22 protein-coding genes are annotated in these 17,533 nt (G+C 69.4%); 11 read left to right on the top strand and 11 right to left on the bottom strand.

The window, feature by feature from the left end:
- Positions 1–3: 3 nt before the first annotated feature.
- The gene (locus tag A2790_RS09415) at positions 4–900 is read left to right on the top strand and encodes a hydrogen peroxide-inducible genes activator (protein ID WP_293390417.1); all 897 of its coding nucleotides are present in this window, start codon (positions 4–6) and stop codon (positions 898–900) included.
- Positions 901–920: 20 nt separating this feature from the next.
- On the opposite strand, the gene A2790_RS09410 is transcribed toward A2790_RS09415, so the two are convergent.
- Together A2790_RS09410 and A2790_RS09405 are read right to left on the bottom strand one after the other, a co-directional pair.
- Positions 921–1,355, bottom strand: a complete 435-nt coding sequence (locus A2790_RS09410; RefSeq protein WP_293390414.1) for a nuclear transport factor 2 family protein — start codon at positions 1,353–1,355, stop codon at positions 921–923.
- Between the two features lie 32 nt (positions 1,356–1,387).
- A complete protein-coding gene (locus tag A2790_RS09405; protein ID WP_293390411.1) occupies positions 1,388–1,960 on the bottom strand; it encodes a VOC family protein in 573 nt (190 codons plus the stop codon).
- Between the two features lie 209 nt (positions 1,961–2,169).
- Here A2790_RS09405 and A2790_RS09400 point away from each other — a divergent pair, with 209 nt between their 5' ends.
- From A2790_RS09400 to A2790_RS09380, 5 genes are all read left to right on the top strand, one after another.
- Entirely contained in the window at positions 2,170–2,625 is a 456-nt protein-coding gene (locus tag A2790_RS09400) for a PadR family transcriptional regulator (protein ID WP_068878271.1), read from the top strand.
- A 68-nt stretch (positions 2,626–2,693) separates the two neighbouring features.
- The gene (dapF, locus tag A2790_RS09395) at positions 2,694–3,515 is read left to right on the top strand and encodes a diaminopimelate epimerase (protein WP_293390406.1); all 822 of its coding nucleotides are present in this window, start codon (positions 2,694–2,696) and stop codon (positions 3,513–3,515) included.
- The gene (lepB, locus tag A2790_RS09390) at positions 3,512–4,414 is read left to right on the top strand and encodes a signal peptidase I (protein ID WP_293390403.1); all 903 of its coding nucleotides are present in this window, start codon (positions 3,512–3,514) and stop codon (positions 4,412–4,414) included. The genes dapF and lepB overlap by 4 nt, the downstream gene beginning before the upstream one ends.
- The gene (mtaB, locus tag A2790_RS09385; protein WP_363080683.1) at positions 4,395–5,675 is read left to right on the top strand and encodes a tRNA (N(6)-L-threonylcarbamoyladenosine(37)-C(2))-methylthiotransferase MtaB; all 1,281 of its coding nucleotides are present in this window, start codon (positions 4,395–4,397) and stop codon (positions 5,673–5,675) included. The genes lepB and mtaB overlap by 20 nt, the downstream gene beginning before the upstream one ends.
- Positions 5,672–6,118, top strand: a complete 447-nt coding sequence (locus tag A2790_RS09380) for a GFA family protein (RefSeq protein WP_293390400.1) — start codon at positions 5,672–5,674, stop codon at positions 6,116–6,118. Before mtaB ends, A2790_RS09380 begins: the two co-directional genes overlap by 4 nt.
- Here the strand turns inward: A2790_RS09380 and A2790_RS09375 are convergent.
- On the bottom strand, positions 6,115–6,741 hold the full coding sequence (locus A2790_RS09375; RefSeq protein WP_293390397.1) for a trimeric intracellular cation channel family protein: 627 nt from the start codon (positions 6,739–6,741) through the stop codon (positions 6,115–6,117). The genes A2790_RS09380 and A2790_RS09375 overlap by 4 nt on opposite strands.
- A 59-nt stretch (positions 6,742–6,800) precedes the next feature.
- Between A2790_RS09375 and ftsY the strand changes: the two genes are divergently transcribed.
- Together ftsY and A2790_RS09365 are read left to right on the top strand one after the other, a co-directional pair.
- Positions 6,801–7,745: a signal recognition particle-docking protein FtsY gene (gene ftsY, locus A2790_RS09370; protein ID WP_293390395.1), complete on the top strand. Its 945-nt coding sequence runs from the start codon at positions 6,801–6,803 to the stop codon at positions 7,743–7,745.
- Positions 7,742–8,323 (top strand): inner membrane-spanning protein YciB, encoded by a 582-nt coding sequence (locus tag A2790_RS09365; RefSeq protein ID WP_293390392.1) that lies wholly within the window; start codon positions 7,742–7,744, stop codon positions 8,321–8,323. Before ftsY ends, A2790_RS09365 begins: the two co-directional genes overlap by 4 nt.
- Here A2790_RS09365 and A2790_RS09360 read toward each other — a convergent pair whose 3' ends face one another.
- From A2790_RS09360 to A2790_RS09340, 5 genes are all read right to left on the bottom strand, one after another.
- On the bottom strand, positions 8,324–8,512 hold the full coding sequence (locus A2790_RS09360) for a hypothetical protein (protein ID WP_293390390.1): 189 nt from the start codon (positions 8,510–8,512) through the stop codon (positions 8,324–8,326).
- Positions 8,513–8,966: 454 nt separating this feature from the next.
- On the bottom strand, positions 8,967–9,485 hold the full coding sequence (locus A2790_RS09355; protein WP_293390387.1) for a DsbE family thiol:disulfide interchange protein: 519 nt from the start codon (positions 9,483–9,485) through the stop codon (positions 8,967–8,969).
- A 63-nt stretch (positions 9,486–9,548) separates the two neighbouring features.
- Positions 9,549–9,686: a heme exporter protein CcmD gene (gene ccmD, locus A2790_RS09350; protein ID WP_363080679.1), complete on the bottom strand. Its 138-nt coding sequence runs from the start codon at positions 9,684–9,686 to the stop codon at positions 9,549–9,551.
- Positions 9,686–10,414, bottom strand: a complete 729-nt coding sequence (ccmC, locus tag A2790_RS09345; protein ID WP_293390385.1) for a heme ABC transporter permease CcmC — start codon at positions 10,412–10,414, stop codon at positions 9,686–9,688. The genes ccmD and ccmC overlap by 1 nt, the downstream gene beginning before the upstream one ends.
- A gap of 41 nt (positions 10,415–10,455) precedes the next feature.
- Positions 10,456–11,061 carry a Spy/CpxP family protein refolding chaperone gene (locus tag A2790_RS09340; RefSeq protein WP_293390383.1) on the bottom strand — a complete coding sequence of 202 codons (606 nt, stop codon included), beginning with the start codon at positions 11,059–11,061 and terminating at the stop codon, positions 10,456–10,458.
- Positions 11,062–11,213: 152 nt separating this feature from the next.
- On the opposite strand from A2790_RS09340, the gene A2790_RS09335 reads away from it, so the two are divergent.
- A complete protein-coding gene (locus A2790_RS09335; RefSeq protein ID WP_293390380.1) occupies positions 11,214–11,657 on the top strand; it encodes a nuclear transport factor 2 family protein in 444 nt (147 codons plus the stop codon).
- On the opposite strand, the gene ccmB is transcribed toward A2790_RS09335, so the two are convergent.
- Both ccmB and ccmA read right to left on the bottom strand, forming a co-directional pair.
- Entirely contained in the window at positions 11,654–12,319 is a 666-nt protein-coding gene (gene ccmB, locus A2790_RS09330; protein ID WP_293390377.1) for a heme exporter protein CcmB, read from the bottom strand. The two genes, A2790_RS09335 and ccmB, sit on opposite strands and share 4 nt — an antisense overlap.
- A complete protein-coding gene (ccmA, locus tag A2790_RS09325) occupies positions 12,316–12,915 on the bottom strand; it encodes a heme ABC exporter ATP-binding protein CcmA (protein ID WP_293390373.1) in 600 nt (199 codons plus the stop codon). Before ccmA ends, ccmB begins: the two co-directional genes overlap by 4 nt.
- Before the next feature lie 198 nt (positions 12,916–13,113).
- On the opposite strand from ccmA, the gene acnA reads away from it, so the two are divergent.
- Positions 13,114–15,807, top strand: coding sequence for an aconitate hydratase AcnA (gene acnA, locus A2790_RS09320; RefSeq protein WP_293390370.1), 2,694 nt, complete (start codon positions 13,114–13,116; stop codon positions 15,805–15,807).
- A gap of 164 nt (positions 15,808–15,971) precedes the next feature.
- The gene (locus A2790_RS09315; protein ID WP_363080675.1) at positions 15,972–16,664 is read left to right on the top strand and encodes a DUF1223 domain-containing protein; all 693 of its coding nucleotides are present in this window, start codon (positions 15,972–15,974) and stop codon (positions 16,662–16,664) included.
- Here the strand turns inward: A2790_RS09315 and A2790_RS09310 are convergent.
- The gene (locus A2790_RS09310; protein ID WP_293390365.1) at positions 16,661–17,404 is read right to left on the bottom strand and encodes a hypothetical protein; all 744 of its coding nucleotides are present in this window, start codon (positions 17,402–17,404) and stop codon (positions 16,661–16,663) included. The genes A2790_RS09315 and A2790_RS09310 overlap by 4 nt on opposite strands.
- Positions 17,405–17,533: the final 129 nt, after the last annotated feature.

The following is a 17,533-nucleotide window of genomic DNA, read 5'->3' as shown; positions in this document are numbered from 1 at the left end:
CGAATGCTCCCGACGATCCGTCAGCTCCAGTACCTCAAGCTGCTCGCCGAGCACGGCGCGTTCGGCAAGGCGGCCGAGGCGGCGCACGTCACCCAGCCCACCCTGTCAGCGGGGATCCAGGAGCTGGAGCGGACGCTGGGCGCGCCGGTGGTGGACCGGGCCCGCACGGGCGTGATCCTGACTCCGGTGGGCGAAGAGGCCCTGCGCCGGGCCACGGTGATCCTCAATGAGGCCGAGGAACTGGTCGAGGCGGCCAAGAACGCCGGCCAGCCGCTGACCGGCCGGTTCAGGCTGGGCGTCATCCCGACGATCGCCCCGTTCCTGCTGCCGGGAGCCCTGCCGCTGCTGCGCCAGAAGTTTCCCAAGCTGCGCCTGTTCCTCCGCGAGGACCTGACCCAGCGCCTGATCGTCGAGCTCAAGGCCGGCCGGCTGGATGCGGCGCTGATCGCCCTGCCCTTCGACATGGCGGGACTGGAATGGGCGCACGTCGCCGACGACGAGCTGCTGGCGGCGCTGCCGGCCGATCACCCTCTGGCCAAGCTGAAGACGGCGTCTCCGGAGGCGCTGGAGCAGGAGAACATGATCCTGCTGGAGGACGGCCATTGCCTGCGCGAGCATGCGTTGTCGGCCTGTAAGCTGAACCCCCCGCGCGTCGGCTTGGGTGAGGAGCCGTTCGCCGCCACCTCTCTGCCGACGCTGGTGCAGATGGTCGGCTCGGGACTCGGCGTCACCTTCCTGCCCCAGATGGCTGTGAGCGCAGGGCTTGCCGACGCGGCCCACGTGGCCGTCCGACCCATCGAGGCCGAACATCCCGCCCGGGAGATCGTCGTCGCCTGGCGCGCCGGCTCGAACCGCCGCGCGGAGGGCAAGCTCCTGGCCGAGGTGCTGAAGGAAGTCTGAGGCCCGGCTGATCGCGCCGCCTAGGCCAGGCCCAGCGCCCGCAGCACCGCGCCCTGGTCGAAATAGGGGCGCTCGCAGATGATCTTGTCGCCGCCGGGCGGAAACTCGAAGGTCGCCGCCATCCGCACCCGGAAAGCCTTGCCGGTCGGCTCGGCCACGCGCCCCTGGCCGAGGTTCAGCGGCCCCAGGTGGGTGCCGGTCAGGAAGAACTCCACCAGCACGGTGTCGCCGCCGTGGGCGATGGCGATGATCTCGTTGGCCTGGTCCGGGAAGGGCGTTCGCGAGGCGGCGAAATAGCCGCGGACCTGGGCCTCGCCATCGAACACCTGGCCCGCGCCATACATCTCGTACCGGGGATGCTCGAAGGTGGCGATCACGGCGTCCCAGTCGCACACGCACTCCAGGGCCATGTGGTCGCGCACCGTCTTCAGGCGACGCTCGGCAAGGTCGGTCACAGGGTGGTTCCTTCGGTGGTTCGGGTCGGAGGTCAGGAGATCGCGCGGATCGGATCGGCGCCGTCCCAATCCTGGGCGGCCTTGCGGATGTGCTCGAAGAAGCGGCCCTTGTTCCCGCTGATGTCCGAGATCTCGATCATCGCCCCGGGATGCGGAGCGGTCGTCTCGAAATAGGCGAAGCGGCCCTGCTCGCCGCCGATCTGGCCCTCGTGCCCGACCTTGTGGCCCTTAGCGAGCGCCCGGTCGTAGAGCTCCTGGTAGTCGTGGGTCCAGTAGGCCAGATGCTGCAGCCCCTCGTGGCCGGCGTCGAGGAATTCCCGATAGAGCGATGGGGCGTCGTTGGTCTGCTGGATCAGCTCGATCTGCAGGTCACCGGAGTTGGCCAGCGCCACGCTCATCATCATGGGGGAGTCCGCGCCGCGGTGGCGGAACCAGTCGGTCTTCACGCGCTCCACGAAGAACCACGGGCCGACGCCCACCACATGGATCCAATGGTCCATCGCCGCGCGGATGTCGCTCACGACGTAGCCGTTCTGGCGAATGGGTCCGAACAACCGGCTCATGCCGCAAAGCTTGCTCACCGCAACGCCGACGTCCAGACGCATCACTATCGATACGATTTAGACCGTATCGAAAACCGCTTGTGGCCCGATGTTGTTTCGATGTATCTAAATATCAGACATATCGAAATAGGATCGAAAATCGAATGCATAGACACTTTCACAATCACGGCGACCGGGGCTTCCATCGCAGTCGGTATGGCTGGGGCGGACGTCATGGCGGCGAAGGCCGTGACCATCGGCGGGGCGGCCGGATGGGTCGCTTCTTCGAACACGGCGACCTGAGGTTCGTGATGCTGGCCCTGCTGGAGGAGCAACCCCGGCACGGCTACGAGCTGATCAAGGAGCTGGAGGAGCGGACCGGCGGCGCCTATCGCCCTTCGCCTGGGGTGGTCTATCCGACCCTGGCCCTGCTGGAGGACGAGGGTCTGATCCGGCAGACGGAGGCGGAGGGCGGGCGCAAGCGCTTCGAGATCACTGACGACGGCAAGGCCGAGCTGGACCGCAACCGCCCGTCGGTGGATCAGGTCTTCGGCCGGATGGACGAGGCGGCGCAGCACGCCGCCCCCGGCCGCCACCGCGTGGGCCGGGCGATGATGAACCTGGGCATGGCGCTCAAGGCGCGCATGTCGCGCCCTGTGAGCCCGGAGGACTTGGACCGGATCGTCGCCATGATCGACGATACCGCCTCGGCCGTGGAGAGGACCTGAGCGACCGCGGGCCGGGTCTCCTCGCCCAGGGTGCGACGGCCGGCGCTTTCCCCTATATAGCCGCGACCATGAGCCGTCCGTTTCTCAAGATGAACGGGCTCGGTAACGACTTCGTCGTCGTCGAGACCCGCAGCGCCCCCTTTGCCCCCACCGCGGACGAGGTGCGCGCGATCGCGGACCGCAAGTCCGGCGTGGGGTGCGACCAGCTCATCGTCATGGAGAAGGCCGACGACGCCGACGCCCGGGTCCGGTTCTGGAACGCCGACGGCGAGGAGGTCTCGGCCTGCGGCAACGGCACGCGCTGCGTCGGCTGGTTGCTGATGCAGGCGTCCGGCAAGGACGAGGCGGTGATCGAGACCAAGGCCGGCCGCCTGATCGCCACGCGGGCCGGCGACCGCCTGGTCAGCGTCGACATGGGCGAGCCGGGCCTCGACTGGACCCAGATCCCGCTCGCCGAGGCCCACGACACCGCCGCCCTGGACGTGGTCCTCTACCACCACGCCGACCTGATGGCGCCGCCCGGCTGCGTCTCCATGGGCAATCCGCACGTGGTGTTCTTCGTCCCCGACGTCGAGGCCGTGCCGATCGCCAGGATCGGTCCCGCGGTCGAAAAGCATCCGCTGTTCCCCGAGCACGTGAACGTCGGCTTCGCCCAGGTGCTGGACCGCCACCGCATCCGCCTGCGGGTCTGGGAGCGGGGCGCGGGCCTCACCAAGGCCTGCGGCACGGGCGCCTGCGCCGCCCTGGTGGCCGCCTCGCGCCGCGATCTCGTTGGCCGTCACGCCACCATGGTCCTCGACGGCGGCGAGCTGCACGTCGAATGGCGCGAGGACGGCCACGTGGTCATGACCGGGCCGGCGGCGGTCGACTTCATGGGCGAGCTGCCTTGACGGAGACCTACGCCCCGCGGCCGCGCCGCTGGTGGATCGCCCTGTTGCTGAACGCCGCCTTCCCACCCGTGGGCTACGCCTACGCCGGCGCCTGGAAGATGGTGGCCGTCACCGTCGTCGGCCTGATGGCGGGCGCCGTCGCGCTGAACGAATGGACGCTGGCCTCGCCGCCGGGCGTCTACCGGTACGGCCTGCAGGGCCTCATCGCCGGCGCAGCCATCGCCGCGGGGATGTTCGGGCTGCATGCCGCTTGGCTGGCCTGGCGCGCCCCGCCGAAGGCTGGACGGCCCAGCAAGCTGGCGCTTCTCTATGTGGCGCCGTGGGTCGTGCTGGTGATCGCCAACATGCTCTACGGGTCGTACGGCCCCCACCCCACCTACAGCATGGCCTCCGCCGCCATGGAGCCGACATTGAGGGCCGGCGACATCGTCATGGTCGAAGGCGCGCGGGCCGACTGCGGCCGCGCCGCCGTCAAGGTCGGCGACGTGGTCGTCTTCCGCCGGCCCAACACGGCTGCGCCCTATATGCACCGGGTCGTGGCGGGTCCCGGTCAGACTGTCGAGATGCGAGATGGCTTGCTGGTGATCGACGGAAAGGCCGTCGCGCGCCGCGCCCTGGGCTCCGTCGAACTGCCGAACTCGCCGCTGCGCGTCACCGAATTCGAAGAAACCCTGCCCAACGGCGCGCGCCACCGGATCTACGACCTGGGGCCCACCGGCGACCTGGATCAGATGGCCGCGACGACCGTACCCGCCGGTTCGTGGTATCTGATGGGCGACAACCGCGACAACGCCGCGGACTCCCGTGTGGATGGACCGGCGCCGGGCCGGGACATCTGCGCGGTGGCGCTGAAGACCGTTTATGCGAAGGACCAGAGCCGTGTCGGCCGACGCCCCTGACGCCAAGACGGACGTCGACATCGTCACGTTCGGCTGCCGGCTGAACGCCTATGAGAGCGAGGTCATCCGCAAGCGGGCGGCGCAGGACGGCCTCGCCGACGCCATCGTCTTCAACACCTGCGCGGTGACGAACGAAGCCGTGCGCCAGGCCCGCCAGGCGATCCGCAAGGCCCGGCGCGAACGTCCGGGCGCGAAGCTGATCGTTACCGGCTGCGCCGCCCAGATCGACCCCGCCGCCTTCGCCGCCATGGCCGAGGTCGATCTGGTCCTGGGCAACGCCGAAAAGAGCCAGGCCGGCGCCTATGCGCCCCAGCCGCAGGGCGGCGAGCCGATGCGGGTCCGCGTCAACGACATCATGAGTGTCCGCGAGACCGCCGGGCACCTGATCGACGGGCTGAAGGACCGGGCGCGGGCCTATGTGGAGGTCCAGAACGGCTGCGACCACCGCTGCACCTTCTGCATCATTCCCTACGGCCGCGGGAACTCGCGCTCCGCCGCGGCCGGCGAGGTGGTGGAACAGGTGCGCCGCCTGGCCGCCGAGGGCTACCGCGAGGTCGTGCTGACGGGCGTGGATGTCACCAGCTGGGGCGCCGACCTGCCGGGCCAGCCGACCCTGGGCCAGCTCGTGGCGCGGATCCTGAGGCTGGTCCCCGACCTGCCGCGCCTGCGCCTGTCGTCGATCGACGCGGCCGAGATCGATCCCGACCTGATGCGCTGCCTGGCGGAGGAGCCGCGGCTGATGCCGTATCTGCACCTGTCGCTGCAGGCCGGCGACGACATGATCCTGAAGCGGATGAAGCGCCGCCACAGCCGGGCCGACGCGCTGAAGCTAGTCCGCGAGGTGCGCGCCGTGCGCCCCGACGTGGCCTTCGGCGCCGACCTGATCGCCGGCTTCCCAACCGAGAGCGACGAGATGTTCGAGAACTCGATCCGGCTGGTCGAGGAGGCGGAGCTCGCCTTCCTGCACGTCTTCCCGTTCAGCCCGCGCCCCGGCACGCCGGCCGCGCGGATGCCGCCGGTGAAGCGCGACGTGGTCAAGGCCCGGGCCGCGCGGCTGCGGGCGGCGGGCGAGGCGGGCCTGGTCCGGCACCTGGAGCGCCAGGCGGGCCGCACCCTTTCGGCCCTGATCGAGCGGCCGGGCGTGGCGCGGGCCGAGGACTTCACGGAGATCGCGTTCGAGGGCGAGGCTCCCGTCGGCGGCGTCGCGGCGATGCGCGTCACCGGCCACGACGGCCGGCGGCTCACGGCGGTGGCGGCATGAGCCGGTCCGGCGGCTGCCAGTGCGGGGCGGTCCGCTTCCGCGTCGAGGGCGACCTCGGCCGCGCCAGCATCTGCCACTGCCGCATGTGCCAGAAGGCCTTCGGCGCGTTCTACGGGCCGTATGTCTCGATGAAGCCCGAGCAGGTGACCTGGACCCGCGGCGCGCGGAAGCTGTTCGCCAGCTCCAACCTGGTCAGCCGGGGTTTCTGTGGGGACTGCGGCACCCAGCTCACGTTCGAGGGCGCGGGCTTCTTCGATATCGCGATCGGCGCCTTCGACGATCCGACCGATATCCGGCCCACCATCCAGATCGGCCTGGAGGCCAAGCTTCGGTGGGTCGACGAGCTGGGCTCGCTCCGCACCCAGTCTCCCGAAGCGCAGGCCAAGATCCGCGCCTACCAGGCGCAGGTGGTCTCCCACCAGCATCCCGACCACGACACCTAGGTCGGCGGCGTCCGTCCCGGGAACCCGGGCATCTGCCAGCCGAACAGGATCGCGCCAGACCGCACCGCGAAGGCCGCCAGGAAACCCATCGTTCCGCTGACCGCCAGCGGCAGGTCCAGTGCGTGCAGCCCGACGAAGACCCCCGCGCCGACCAGGGCCGGGGTGACGTAGAGCTCCCGGCGCAGCAGGATCGAGGGTTCGTGTGCCAGCACGTCCCGCAGCACTCCGCCGAAGGTGGCGGTCAGGACGCCCATGATCACGGCGGAGACCGGCGGCACGCCCAGCGAGGTCGCTTTCAGCGCGCCCACCACGGCGTAGGCGGCCATGCCCAGGGCGTCCAGCCAGAGCAGCAGCCGCTCCCGACCCTGTCCCCAGCCCAGGATCCAGATGGCGAGCGCGGCGGCGAGACACGCGACGATGTACTCCGGGCGGCCCACCCAGAAGACCGGCGCGTCGATGAGGAGGTCGCGCAGGGTGCCGCCACCGACCCCGGTCACCGCGGCGAAGAAGCCGAAGGTGATGATGTCGTGCTTGCGCCGGGCTGCAGCCAGCGCGCCCGAGGCGCCGAACACCGCCACGGCGGCATAGTCCAGCACGGTCAGGGTGGCGGCCAGCGGGTCCATCCGGCCCTTAGTGCGGTGGCGCGTGACGGCGCGCAAGGAGGTCGCTAGAAGCACCCCCCATGGCAGACCCCAAACGCGGCTGGTTCGCGCGCCTTACCGAAGGCCTGACCAAGTCCTCCAAACAGATGGGCGAGCAGATCGCCCAGGTCTTCGTGGCCAAGGAGCCGCTCACCCAGGCCAAGCTGGACGAGCTGGAGGAGATGCTCATCGAGGCCGACCTCGGCCCGCATTCCGCCGCGCGCATCACCGAACGCTTCGCCGCCGAGAAGTTCGGCAAGGACGTGGACGAGAGCGAGATCCGCGAGGCGCTGTCGGTCGCCATCGGCGAAGAACTGTCCGGCCGCCAGGGCGCGTTCGAGCCGCTGTCGGGCCCTAGGCCCTATGTGGTGCTGTTCATCGGCGTGAACGGATCGGGCAAGACCACGACGCTGGGCAAGGTCGCCACCGACCTCACCCGTCAGGGCGCCAAGGTCCTGGTGGTGGCGGGAGACACCTTCCGCGCCGCCGCCGTCGAGCAGCTGAAGATCTGGGCGGAGCGGGCGGGCGCCGACTTCATGGGCCGCCCCACGGGATCGGACGCCGCCGGCCTCGCGTTCGATGCGGTGCAGAAGGCGCGCACCGAAGGCTACGACGTGGTGCTGATCGACACCGCGGGCCGGCTGCAGAACAAGCAGGGCCTGATGGACGAGCTGTTGAAGATCATCCGCGTGGTGAAGAAGGTCGATCCGGACTACCCGCATGAGACGCTGCTGGTGCTGGACGCCACGGTCGGCCGTAACGCCCTGGCGCAGGAGAACATCTTCGGCAACCAGATCGGTGTCTCCGGCATCGTCATGACGAAGCTAGACGGTACGGCGCGGGGCGGCGTCCTGGTGCCGGTGGCCCAGGCGTCCGACAGCCCCATCAAGCTGATCGGCGTTGGCGAGGGGGTGGACGACCTGCAGCCCTTCGACGCCCGCGCATTCGCCCGCTCGCTTGTGGGCCTCGAGGAACCTATCCGATGAGTGCTGAGAACCGGCGGCACTGGGTCCGCTACTTCGTGGACTATGCCGCCCTGGCCGCCTTCCTGGCTGCCTTCCTGGTCACGCGCGATATCCAGAAGGCCACGTGGGGCCTGGTCGTGGGCTCGATCGTAGCGATCGCCGTCGGGTTCGCCGTGGAGCGGCGTATCGCGCCCCTGCCGCTTTTCGTCGGCGGCGCGGGCCTGGTGTTCGGCGGCGCCTCGCTGTTCTTCCATGACCCGCGGATCCTGAAGGTCAAGCCGACCATCGTGAACACGGCCATCGGCCTGCTGCTGCTCGGCGGCCTGGTGCTGAAGAAGCACCCCTTGAAACTGGTCCTCGGCGAGGCATTCGCGATGCCGGACGCCGTCTGGCGGCGGCTGACGTTGAACTATGCCGGCTTCTTCCTCGGCCTTGCGGCGCTGAACGAGTTCGTCTGGCGCACCCAGACGGACGAGACCTGGGTCTACTTCCGCTTCCCGGGCATGATGATCATCACGGTGGTGTTTTCCATCGCCCACGCGCCCCTGCTCATGAAGTACGTCAAGGCCGAGGACCTGCCCCCGCCACCCACCGAATAGCTATTTCGGGAAAGTGATGTTGCTGGGGCGCAGGTGCGGCGTCTGCAGCCGGTTGTAGTCGGCGTCGGGGAGGCTACCCACGATCATGCCGAGGATATCCGCCCCTCCCGCCTCGCGGGGCGGCGGTTCGCCGTAGAGCTGCTGCCACAGGGCGGCAGCCTCTTCGTAGATGCGATCTTCCCGTCCCATGGGCCTGTTCAGCTGCTGGTTGCACGCAAAGAACCCGCGGGGGACGTACGTCGTTCCTTGATAAATTACAGTTAATTTCGACGTTTAGGCGCGCAACCCGATTGTGGCGCCTAGACCCTTATGTCGATCAGCGAGCCCGGGCGGAGGATTTTCTGCCCCGGGTCCGCCGACGCAGCTGCGGCCTCGACCCTCGCGGATGGCGCGGCTGCCGCTACAGGGGCTGAGGCCGCCGCCGGCGCAGCAGCAGCGGACGCTCCCGGGCGCTGTGCCTGGCCAAGGGCGTCGAAGAATGCGCGTTGCGCCGCCAGCTTCCCGCCGTCCTGCGGCTGGGGGCGGGCCTGCGTCTGCGGGTACAGGTTCGGGCGGATCGTGGTCACACGAGGCTCTGCGGTCTAGCGGGCGGTATGGTTAACGGGCGATGCGCCCAAACTGCCGCTTACGCCTCAACGCAGGGTTAACGCGCCAGTTTCGCGAGCTTCGCGGCTTCGGCGTCGGTGAGCGGCCCGGTGTGCTTGGCCAGGACCTTGCCGTCGCGGCCGATGACGTAGGTCTCGGGCACGCCGGTGACGCCGAACTCGACGCCCGCGCGACCGTCGCGGTCGACAAGGGCGCTGGTGAAGGGATTGCCCAGCCGGGTCAGGAAGGCCTGGGTGTTTGGCGGCGCGTCCTTGTAGGCGATCCCCACCACGCGCACCCCGGCGCCCTTCATGCCCATCAGGACCGGGTGCTCGATCTCGCAGGGGGCGCACCAAGAGGCGAAAAAGTTCACCACCATCGGCCCCTCGGCGGCGGCGTCGCGGATCCGCACGGGCTGGCCGTCGGCGAGGCCGGGCAGCGTCACGTCGGGGGCCATCTGACCCACCAGGGCCTGCGGCTGGTACTTCGCATCGCCCCGTTGCAAGGCGTAGAAATAGAACAGCCCGCCCAGCGCCACGAGGGCGACGATCGGCAGGAACGCGAGCCAGCGGCTCATCCTACTTCGTTTCCTTCGGAAGCTTCGACGGGCCGGGTCCTGCGTAGCCTTGGCGAAGCAGGATCATTTGCGGGTCAGCTCCTCATAGCGCTTGCGCCAGCGGCGGGCGTGGTTGAGCGAGAACCCGATCATGCCGGCGAAGACCAGCCCGGTAATCACGAAGGCCGGCACGATGAACTCGGCGTACTTGAAATCGAACATCAGCCCCTCGCGGCCCGCAGCGCCGCCGCCTCGGCCCGCCGGCGCCACACCTCACCCCGGATGCGCAGCAGCCAGAGCGATCCGAAGGCCGACATGTAGGCCAGCGCCATCAGAAGCAGCGGGACCCAGAACACCGGCGGCATGGCCGGCCCGCCCTCGCGGAACAGGGAAGAGCCCTGGTGGATGGAATTCCACCACTCCACGCTGAAGTGGATGATCGGCAGATTGATCGAGCCCACCAGCGCCAGGATGGCGGCGGCGCGCGCGGCCTTCTGCTCGTCGTCCATCGAGGCCCTGAGCGCCATGTAGGCGATGTAGAGCAGGAACATCACCAGGACGGACGTCAGCCGCCCGTCCCACTCCCACCAGGTGCCCCACATGGGCCGGCCCCAGAGCGATCCGGTGACCAGGGCCAGGAAGGTGAAGGCGGCGCCCAGCGGCGCTGCGGCCTGGGCCGCGCAGTCGGCCAGGGTGTGGCGGAAGATCAGCGCCAGGAAGCTGGCCCCGCCCAGGCAGACATAGGCGAACATGCTGATCTGGGCGGCCGGCACATGGATGAACATGATCCGGACCGTCTGGCCCTGCTGGTAGTCCTCCGGGGCGGTGAAGCCCAGGTAGAGGCCCGCTGCGCCGAGGGCCAGGGCGATGAGCCCGAACATCGGAGTCGCCCACCGCGAGAACGCCATGAAGCGGTCCGGATTCGACAGGAAGGCGGGCGCCCAGCTCATGCGACCGGCATAGAGTCAGCGCGCCCGCCCTGCAAGTGAGGCTACAGCCTGGGTGGTCGCGGCGGCTCGGGCGGCGCCGGCGGCGGCGGCATGTCGTGGGCCGCCGCGATCCGGTGCGGGATGACCATTGGGCCCATGCTGGGTCCCACCATCATCAGCATCGGCATGGCGTCGAACGCCGCCTTCTGCTTGGCGTCCAGCTGGCCATAGAAGGCCTTGATGGCCGCGATCCGGCGGTTGGCCTCCGCCTGCTGCTCCGCCATCCGGGCCTGCATGTCGTCGAGACGCTCCAGCGTGGTGCGCCGGGCGTCGCGGTCGAACTTCACCATGTGATCGTGGCGGCCGCGGTCGTCGTGCGTCGCCTCCAGGAACGCTTTGAGGGCCGGCTCCTGGTCGGGGCGCAGCTGCAGGATGTCGGAGAGGTGGTCCATCCGACCTGTGTGTCCCGCGCCATGGTGATGGTCGCCCTGGCGGTAGATGTGCACGTGGCGCCGCTCGACCTGTTCCGGCCGCGCGCCCGGCCGGGCGGTGGCGGCGGTGTCCTCGGCCGCCTCTCGTCGGGCGGTGTGTTCGCTCTGGGCCAGGGCGGTCCCGGCGATGAAGGTAAGGGCGACCCCGGCCAGCAGCCGGATCATGGGTTTGGACATCGTCGTCTCGTCTCCCGTGGGTGGTTCCCTTCGAAGGACCAAGCTCAGGCGGAGGATGCGGCTGAAAAGCGGCAGGCGGGATTAAGCTTTCTTCATGTGCTTCCGAGGTTTGGACGCGGCATATGGCCCAGCTTGAGACGAGGAGACCCGCCATGATCGCCGCCCTGCTCGCCGCCGCCGCCGTGGCGACGGCTACGCCGCAGCCGCAAGCCGCCGCGCCGATGGATCCGGCCGCCGTGAAGGCCATCGAGGCCGTGGCGTACGACTATGTCGACGGCCAACTGGAGGGCGACCCAGCCCGGGTGGCGCGTTCGCTGCACCCCGACCTGGCCAAGCGCGCCGTCACCACGAACCCCGACGAAACCCTGGCCCTTCGCCGGATGACGAAGGAGGAGCTGGTCGACCTGACGAAACAGGGCGTGCTGAAGACCCCGAGAGAGCAGTGGAGCCGGTCGGTCCGCGTGCTGGACATCGTCGGCAACGCCGCCGTGGCCCGCGTCGAGACGCCCTGGTTCGTCGACTATTTCCACCTCGGCCGCTTCGGCGAGCGCTGGGTGATCGTCAACGCGCTCTGGTATCCGAAGCCGCGGAACTAGCTCAGCGCGTTCCGGCAGGCGGCGGCCATGGCCAGCGGCCCGAAGGCGACGGCCGCGGCGGCGTAGGCGCCCAGGAAGGCCATGCCGCCGGTCCAGGGCAGGCCGGCCGCGAAGTTCGCCAGGGCCCCGCCGCCGAAGATCACCGGCGGCACGAACAGGGGTAGCACGATCACCGCCGTCAGCAGGCCGCCGCGCCGGGCGCCCAGGCTGAGCGCCGCGCCGATCCCGCCGATGAACGCGAATGCGATCCCGCCCAGCAGGGCGCAGGCGAAGATCAGCGGGGCCAGCGCGGGGCTGGCGCCGAGGGCGATGGCGGCCACCGGGGCCCCCAGCGCCAGCGGCGCGCCCGTCGCCAGCCATTGGCCGGCGCACTTCACGAGGCAGGTCAGTTCCAGCGGCACGGGCGACAGCAGCAGGAGGTCCAGGGCGCCGTCCTCGTAGTCGCGCTCGAACATGCGCTCCAGGGACAGGAGCGAGGCTAGCGCCAGGGCGACCCAGGCGGCGCCCGTAGCGATGGCGGCCAGCCGGTCGTGCTGCGGACCGATCGCCAGCGGCAGGAAGGTCGCGACCCCGGCGTAGAAGCCGAGCGCCACCAGCGGCCCGCCGCCCCGGCCCCAGGCCAGGGTGGTCTCGCGCACGATCAGGGCGGCCAGCCGGGTCATGCGACAAGTTCAAGGCTGCGGGTGGCGGCCGGAAGCGGATCGTGCACGGCGGCGAGGATCAGGCCGCCACGGTCGAGGTGGCGCTGCATCAGGACTCCGACCGCCACGCGCCAGCGGGCGTCCAAGGGGCTGAGGGGTTCGTCCAGCAGCCAAAGCGGCCGGGGCGCCGCCAGCATGCGGGCGATGGCTAGCCGCCGGCGCTGACCGGCGGACAGGCGACGGACTTCCAGGTCGAGCAGCGGAACGAGCTCCAGGGTGTCGGCGGCCTCGCGGAGGGCGTCGTCGTTCCCGCCGCCCCACCGCGTCCAGAATGTCAGCTCCTCGCGCGCCGTACGGGACGCCTTCAGCCCGTCGGCATGCCCCAGCAGATGCAAGTCGCCGCGGGCGTCGGCAGGATCGACGCCCCCGAACCCGACGTCTCCCGCTTCCAGTCGCACCAGGCCCGCCACTGCCCGCAAGAGACTGGTCTTGCCCGAACCGTTCGGGCCGGTGAGCGCGCAGGCCTCGCCCGCCGCCAGTTCCAGGTAGACGCCCTCGAACAGCAGCCGCCCGCCGCGCCGGACGGCAGCGTCCCGGATCGATAGCTGCGTGATCAAGCGGTCATCCAAGGTTTTGGGCAGGTTCTTAGGCGCGCGCATGGACGCCGCGATAGGTCGGGTCTATGAAGCGGCGGCCGCCGACGCTTGGGGGGAACCAACGCCGCGCGGGGACGAACGCTGTGTGTCCGTCTCTGATAGAGCGCGCGATCCCCTTTGGGTGTTCGGCCGGCAGCGAGCAGAAAGGATCTCCTTAATATGGCGTCTGTGGACACCCTCAAGACCCGCCGTCAGCTGACGGTCGGCGACAAGACCTACGCTTACTACAGCCTCCCGGCCGCGGAGGAAGCGGGACTTTCGGGCGTGTCGCGCCTGCCGATCTCGATGAAGGTGCTTCTCGAGAACCTCCTGCGGAACGAAGACGGCGTGTCCGTCGGCCCCGACGACCTGAAGGCCATCGCCGCCTGGATCGACAACAAGGGCTCCGTCGAGCACGAGATCAGCTTCCGCCCGGCGCGGGTGCTGATGCAGGACTTCACCGGCGTGCCGGCGGTGGTCGACCTGGCCGCCATGCGCGACGCCATGACCGCCCTGGGCGCCAACCCCGAGAAGATCAACCCGCTGAACCCCGTCGACCTGGTGATCGACCACTCGGTGATGGTGGACTACTTCGGCACCGCCAAGGCGTTCGGCGAGAACGTCGACCGCGAGTACCAGCGCAACATCGAGCGCTACAACTTCCTCCGCTGGGGCTCCTCGGCGTTCAACAATTTCCGCGTGGTGCCGCCCGGCACCGGGATCTGCCACCAGGTGAACCTTGAGTACCTGGCCCAGACCGTCTGGACGAACGCCGACGAGGGTCCGGAAGTCGCCTATCCCGACACGGTGGTCGGCACCGACAGCCACACCACCATGATCAACGGACTGGCGGTGCTGGGCTGGGGCGTGGGCGGCATCGAGGCCGAGGCGGCCATGCTGGGCCAGCCGATCCCGATGCTGATCCCCGAGGTGATCGGCTTCAGGCTGGACGGCGCCCTGCCGGAAGGCGCGACCGCCACCGACCTGGTGCTGACCGTCACCCAGATGCTCCGCAAGAAGGGCGTCGTCGGCAAGTTCGTGGAATTCTACGGCCCCGGCCTGGCCTCGATGACCCTGGAAGACCAGGCGACGATCGCCAACATGGCCCCGGAATACGGCGCCACCTGCGGCTTCTTCCCGGTGACGCGGGCCACCATCGACTACCTGGCCGCCACTAACCGCGCTCCCGAGCGGGTCGCGCTGGTCGAGGCGTACGCCAAGGCCCAGGGCATGTGGCGTGAGCCGACCGATCCGGATCCGGTGTTCTCCGACACCCTGGAACTGGACATGGCGACGGTCATGCCGTCGCTGGCGGGCCCCAAGCGTCCGCAGGATCGCGTGCTGCTGTCCGACGCCGCGCCCGAGTTCAAGTCGGCCCTGACCGGCGAGACCTTCGGCAAGCCGGACAGCCTGGCCGAGCGCTTCAAGGTCGAGGGCGAGAACTTCGACATCGGCAACGGCGACGTGGTGATCGCCGCGATCACCTCGTGCACCAACACGTCGAACCCCTCGGTGCTGATCGCCGCCGGTCTCGTGGCCAAGAAGGCCGTCGAGAAGGGCCTGAAGGTGAAGCCGTGGGTGAAGACCTCGCTGGCCCCCGGCAGCCAGGTGGTCACCGACTATCTGAAGGCCGCCAAGCTGGACAAGAGCCTGGACGCCCTGGGCTTCAACCTGGTGGGCTATGGCTGCACCACCTGCATCGGCAACTCCGGCCCGCTGCCCGAGGCGATCTCGGACGCGATCCAGAAGAACGACGTGGTCGCCTGCTCGGTGCTCTCGGGCAACCGGAACTTCGAGGGCCGGGTGAACCCCGATGTGCGCGCCAACTACCTGGCCTCGCCGCCGCTGGTGGTGGCCTATGCGCTGGCCGGTTCGATGCAGATCGACCTGGTCAACGAGCCGCTCGGCGAAGGCAAGGACGGTAAGCCCGTGTTCCTGAAGGACATCTGGCCGACCTCGGCCGAGGTGACGGCGCTGCAGCGCAAGCACGTGACCAACAAGATGTTCGCCACCCGCTACGCCGACGTCTTCAAGGGCGACAAGAACTGGCAGGGCATCAAGGTCAAGGGCGGCCAGACCTACGACTGGGACATGGGCTCGACCTACGTCCAGAACCCGCCCTACTTCCGCGACATGCAGATGGAGCCGTCGGCGGTCACGGATATCGTCGAGGCCCGCGTCCTGGCGGTCTTCGGCGACTCGATCACCACCGACCACATCTCGCCGGCCGGTTCGATCAAGACCACCTCGCCCGCGGGCCAGTACCTGATCGAGCGCCAGGTGCCGCCGTCGGAGTTCAACGGCTACGGCGCCCGCCGCGGCAACCACGAAGTCATGATGCGCGGCACCTTCGCCAACATCCGCATCCGCAACCGGATCACTCCGGACGTGGAAGGCGGCGTGACGAAGCACTTCCCGTCGGGCGACCAGATGTCGATCTACGACGCGGCCATGCGCTACCAGGGCGAAGGCCGTCCGCTGGTGGTGTTCGCCGGCAAGGAATACGGCACGGGCTCGTCGCGCGACTGGGCCGCCAAGGGCACGAAGCTGCTGGGCGTCCGCGCCGTGGTGGCCGAGAGCTTCGAGCGGATCCACCGGTCGAACCTGGTCGGCATGGGCGTGCTGCCGCTGCAGTTCCTGCAGGAAGGCTGGCACAAGCTGGGCCTGACCGGCGAGGAGATCGTCACGATCCGCGGCCTGACGGAGCTCGCGCCCCGCAAGCAGCTGATCGTCGAGATGTACCGTCCGTCGGACGGCCGCATCGCCCGCTTCCCGGTCCGCTGCCGGATCGATACGCCCACCGAGCTCGAGTATTTCAAGCACGGTGGCGTCCTGAACTACGTCCTGCGCAGCTTGGCCAAGCCGGCGGCGTAAGCGACGGGGCAACCTTCACCCTCAGGGGTGAATGTGTTGCTCGAGGCGTTGGATCGAGGGGGCTGTGCGGCGTCGGCCGCGCGGCCCCCTTCTTCGTTGCGGCAACTCACGGCTTCTTGAGATTTACAGGCCCCGGAACACGCCCTAAGCCGGTGGCGATGCGGATGGCCGCGCTTTTCAGCTTGATCCTGCTCGCCTGGCCGGCGGGTGCGGCGGCGGCCAAACCGCCGGTGCTCGTGGAGCTGTTCACGGCCCAGGGCTGCGGGTCCTGCAACGACGCCAACGACCACATCGCCAAGCTGGCCGACCGCCCCGGCGTGATCGCGCTCACCTTCTCCGTGGACTACTGGGACTACCTCGGCTGGACGGACACCTTCGCCAAACCGGAGTACGCCGAGCGGCAGAGGGCCTATGTCACGCGGCTCAAGCTGCGCGAGCCCTACACGCCGCAGGTGGTCGTCGACGGCCAGGAGGAGGCGCAGGGGCTGAAGACCGCCGAGGTCGACCGCCTGGTCCGCGCGGCGGCGACCGCGGCGCGCAATCCGCCGGACATCCGCTTCGTCGGCGCGCGCCGGGTGGACGTGGGCTCGGGTCGGCCGCCCCGGGGCGGCGGCGAGGTCTGGCTGATCCGCTACGATCCGCGCACGGTCGAGGTGGCGGTGCGGGCCGGCGACAATCGCGGGGAGACCGTGTCGCAGAGAAACGTGGTGCGCGAGATCCGCCGCCTCGGGGCCTGGCGCGGCCGGCCCCAGGCCTACCGGATCCCCGCCGCCTCGGACGATGGCCTGGCGACCCTGGTGGTCGTGCAGGCCCCGCGCGGCGGCCGCGTCCTGGGCCTGGCTCAGCGCCGGTCCTAGGGGGCCACTCCCGTCGTTGTGGCGAGGAACGTGTCCACCGCTTCGACTGTCGGCATCGCCAGCAGCGCAGCCGAATACTGGATGCTGAACTCGCAGATGGCGCGCTGGTCGTCGGCATCCGTCACGCCGGCGAACTTGCCGGCCAACCGCACGATCCGCATCCGGGCGTCGTCACTCGATAGTCCGTCGTAGGCTGTTATCGCCAGTACCCGCAGCTTCTCCGGCGGCAGGGGCCTGATCGTGCGCTGCACCGGCCTGGTCGCCGGCTGACGCAGCATCGCGGCGGCCCAGGCCTGTTCCGCCTCGATCTCGGCGGCGGGGATCACATTCTGCATGATGCGTTCCATCTTCAGCAGACCTAAAACGGTCATGCAGTCAGCCGGCGACGACGCGACCGCCTCTGCCTGCCGCTGGCCGATCCGGACGGCCTCCAGGACGTATGTCCCCTCCGCCTTTGGCATCTCGCTGCTGAGTAGCGCGACGTAAGTGTCTCGAATGGCGCTTTGGATGCCCGCCATCGTCTGACCCTTGGCCATGCCTTGTTCCAAGGCGTCCAGCGCGGCTTTGTAGGTCGCGGGATAATAGGCCTCGAGGACGCCAAATACGGGATTCTCGCCGAGGCTCTTGGCCAACTCGGAACGCGCGCTCGGCGGCGGCTGCGCTGTGACCTTCGCCGGCGTCGCGAGTACACAAACAACCGCGAGGGCCGCGGCAGCGCGCGCCCAGTGAAGCTTAGACATGCGAAACATCCCCCGTTCGCGTGCAGGTTCGGATGAACCGCGCTACTCGGCAAGCGCGACCGCACGCAGGACAAACCCGCGCGGCTGGAGAGTGACCGCGCGGGCTGTCGCTTGGGGAAGGTAGTTTGG

Source organism: Phenylobacterium sp. RIFCSPHIGHO2_01_FULL_69_31 (genome assembly GCF_001824475.1).
Lineage (GTDB): Bacteria > Pseudomonadota > Alphaproteobacteria > Caulobacterales > Caulobacteraceae > Phenylobacterium.
Note: the sequence above shows the minus strand (reverse complement) of the source record. Positions and strands in the feature narration are given on the sequence as shown.